Consider the following 3927-nt stretch of genomic DNA (forward strand, 5'->3'; position numbering starts at 1 on the left):
CCCCCTCGGCGCCGACTGGCGCGCCGAACTCGACGGACTGCGCGCCCGCGGGGTCCGGGTCCTGGCCCGCGCGGACCCGGACGCCGGCCCGAAGGGCCCCGCGCACGGCTACACCGCGTCGGCGTGGGACGCGCTCAGGGCCGGCGGCTCCTTCCGCCCCGGCTCCGACACGGCGGACGACGTGGCCGACGCGCTCGCCCCTCCCTGGCGGTGGGACGGCCTGCCCTGTCCGCTGGCCCTCGCGACCCCGCTGCTGTGACCGACCGCTCCGGTACGAGGAGAGACACATGACCGATCCGTACTACGACCCCAACGAGCCCCCCGAGGACGCGGTCGGGCGCTCCGAACCGCCGGGTCACACCGCCTCGTCCTCCGACCCCGACGCCACCACGGCCCCCTGGGGCACCCCGCCGCCGCAGCCCGACACCACCGCCGCCTACGGGCCGGGGCAGCCGTCCTACCCCTCGGTGGACGGCCACCTCGACCCCCTGCCGATCCCGGTCGCCCCCACCGGTGTGGAGAACCCGGCGGCCGACCGCGTCCGCATCGGGCTGTGGGGCGCGCCCCGCTCCGGCAAGACGACCTACCTGGCCTCGATGGCCATCGCGGCGATGCAGCAGCAGCGCCACAGCCGCTCCAACTGGGTCATCGGCGGGATGAACCCCGAGTCCATCGAATTCCTCAACGACGGCGTCACCCAGCTGGCGATCCGCCGCATCTTCCCCGAGGCGACCGTGGGCCTCCAGCCCCTTTCCTGGTCCTTCCAGGGCGACGAGCCGAAGGCCGGACCGTTCAAGAAGAGCAGGGAAACCGGCTTCATCCTGGAGGTCCAGGACGTCACCGGCGAGGCGTACCGGGGCGACGAGGCCAACGCCCTGCGGCCCAGGGTCCTCGACCAGCTGGCCCGCTCCCAGGGGCTGATCTACCTCTTCGACCCGCTGCTCGACAGCCAGCGGGCCGGGGAAGGCCTCAACTTCCTGTACTCGATGCTCACCGAGCTCAACGCCCGGGTCCGGGACGCCGGCAAGCTGCACCGCAACCGGCTGCCCCACCACGTCTCGGTCTGCATCACCAAGTTCGACGACCCCGAGGTGTTCCGCCCGGCCGTGGAGGCGGGCTGGGTGACGCAGAGCCTGGAGGGCAACCGGCTGCCGCGCGTCCCCGACGACCAGGCCGCCCGCTTCTTCCAGTGGATGTGCGACGACGTGCGCGGCGCCAGCGCCCGTCTGGTGCGCGACGGCCTGTCCAACTTCTTCCACCCGTCGCGCATCTCGTACTACGCGACCTCCGCCATCGGCTTCCGGCTCAACCCGCAGAACATCTTCGACTACCGCAACTATCTGAACGTCGAGGTCGTGGACGGCGTCCCCCGCATCTGCACCTCGCCCGTGCCCATCAACGTGCTGGAACCGCTGATCGACCTCGAACGGCGCATCCGGTCCGGCGGCTCGAAGCTGTGGCAGCGGTGAGCGAGAGCCCGGGCGCGGTCCCGCTGCCCGCCGACTGGGCCGTGCTGGGCAAGCGGGCGGGCCGCTCCATGGGGTACGAGGTGCTGGACGGCAGCCTCCCGGGGGACAGGGCCCAGCGCTATCTGTGGAGCGCCACCACGGGCACCCCGGACGGCCGCGACCCGGACGGCGAACTGCCCTGGCGGGTCTTCCTCAGCACCGCGGACGGCGAGGACCGGCCGGTCTGCGCGGTCGTCGACACCACCTGGGACGGCTCCAAGGACGGCACCGGAACCGCCAGTTACACCTGGCGGCTGCTGCTCACCGAATGGCGGCCCGCCGCCCGGGCCGGGGTGACGTGGACCTCCCTCGACCGGGCCGCCGCCCGCGTCGAGACCCTGCCCGGTGCCGAACCCGTCCTGCGCGCCGAGCGCACCCCCGCCGCCGAACTCGCCGACACCATCGACCGGCTGGGCTTCGAGTGGGCCGCCGGGGCGGCCGCCCTCCTCCTCGACGGCCGGCACCTCGCCATCACCGCCCCGCGCGGCTCCGCCCTCCCCGGCATCGCCGAGCGGGTCCGGGTCCTCGACGCGATCTGCGCCCTGCTGCCGTACGGCTGCCGCACCTGGCTCAGCGGCGCCACCTGGGCCGGCAAGACCGAGCACGCGCTGCGGCTGGTCTTCGCCGGGTCCGCGCGCAGCGGGCAGCTGGAGATCCCGCTCGCCACCGGCCGGGCCCCGACCCCCGGCGGCGACACCGCCCGCACCTACCTCGCCGAGCTGTCCCGGGTCCGCGCCAAGCGGGAGTCCACCGCCGACGTCGTCGCCCACCTCCTCGCCGCCACCGCACCCGTCCCCCTGCGCGAAGGCGCCGACGCCGTCCGCGTCCTGCGCGAACTGGACCTCCTCGACTCCGTCCTGGACGCCGTCCGGCAGGGCAGGGGCCAGACCGAGGAGGCCGGCCGGCTGCTCGCCCTGCACGCCCTGGACACCCTGGGCGAGCGAGGGCAGCGTGACCTGGTCTCCTTCCTCGCCCGCACCGCCGTACGTCCCGACGACGGCGCCGCCTCCGCGCTCCTCGCCCGCCACTGGACCCCGCGGGTCCCGGACCTGCTCGCCGCCGACGTCCTCGCACAACCGGCGTCCAAGGAGACGTTCGCCCTGGCCAGGAAGTACCTGAGCCTGGCGCACTCCCTGGAAGGAGCCGGCCGCCCCGGCGCGTTCGGCCGCCTCTTCACGGCGCTGGCGACCGCCCCCGGCTACGACCCCGTCTGGGCCGGACAGCTGGCCTACATGGTGGAACGGGAGTACGGCTACTCCACCGAGGCCACCGACCGGGTTCTGCTGGCCTCGCCGGAGGCCGGACTCGCCTGGGTGCGCGGCCTGTTCACCAACCACGCCCGCGAACTGCGCCCCCTGGAACGGCTGCTGTCCCTCGCCGCCGCCCCCGGCACGGGGCCCTTCCCCCGCTGGCTGCGCTTCGCCGGCGCGCTCACCGGCCACCACACGGCCGCCGGCGCCACCGAGGCCGACGCCACCGCGTTCGTCGGCGACAACGAGGAAGCCTGGCGCATCGCCCTGGAGACCGCCCGCGACCACGGGCAGCCCACCGTGATCAGCCCGCTGTGGCCCGTCCTGCGAGGCGTGCTGCGGGCCGGCCGGCAGGCCGAACTCCTCACGCTCCTCGACGAACTGGCCCGCCCCGGGGCCCCGGGGCTCCCGCCGGGCACCGCCGCCGACGCGGACCTGCTGTGGCTCACCGGCCGGGCGGGCGACCCCGGCTTCCGCCCGGCCTCCCCGCTGCCCCGGCTGCGCGGCATCACCGACGGGGCCCCCGCCCTCGACCGGTACGCCGACACGCTGGTGGCCCGCACCGACGGCGACCCCGCCCTGCGCGACGACGCGATCGCCGCGCTCCTCGGGGACCGGCCGGACCCCGAGCACGGCTGGCCCGTCCTCACCCGGTGGATGAAACAGCGGCCCAGCATCGAGACCACCGTCGGCGAGGGCCTGTCCCGGCGGCTGATGCAGGCGGACTACGGCCACTGGCTCGACCTCGAACTCCCCACCGACCTGGTCGAGGGCCTGGAACGCACCGGGCTCGGCTGGCTGCGCGCGGTCCGGCGGCTGCGGCTGGCCGTCAACGCCCGGGCGGAGCTGGACGAGCTGGCCAGGATCATCATCAGCGGCTGCCCGCACCGCTCGGTGACCGGCCGCCTGCTGGACGAGATCGCCGCCCTGATCAGCGACTGCGGCTCCGCCTTCGGCTACGCGCTCACCACCGAACTCGACCGGCAGCAGCCCGGCATCGGCCTCGCGGTGTACGAGGCACTGGGCCGCGACGCCCGGTACGGCGACCTGTGCGCCCGGCTCGTCCGGCACAGCAACCACGAGGAGGTCCGCCACCGCCGGATCATCGGCGCCCTCAGCGCCCCGGCACACACCGCCCCGCCCCCCGGCCCGTACCCGCACCGCCCCCA

Annotated in this window: 2 protein-coding genes and 1 pseudogene; all 3 read left to right on the top strand. The window is 75.1% G+C overall.

The window, feature by feature from the left end:
• Positions 1-259, top strand: a pseudogene (locus G3I41_RS26305) (hypothetical protein); the annotation flags it as partial.
• Positions 260-287: 28 nt separating this feature from the next.
• Positions 288-1469 (top strand): hypothetical protein, encoded by a 1182-nt coding sequence (locus G3I41_RS26310; protein WP_164402856.1) that lies wholly within the window; start codon positions 288-290, stop codon positions 1467-1469.
• Positions 1466-3927 (top strand): hypothetical protein (locus G3I41_RS26315; RefSeq protein WP_164402857.1); only part of this gene is annotated, 2462 nt, incomplete at its 3' end. The genes G3I41_RS26310 and G3I41_RS26315, both read left to right, overlap by 4 nt.

Source organism: Streptomyces sp. SID9727 (assembly GCF_010550605.1).
Lineage (GTDB): Bacteria > Actinomycetota > Actinomycetes > Streptomycetales > Streptomycetaceae > Streptomyces.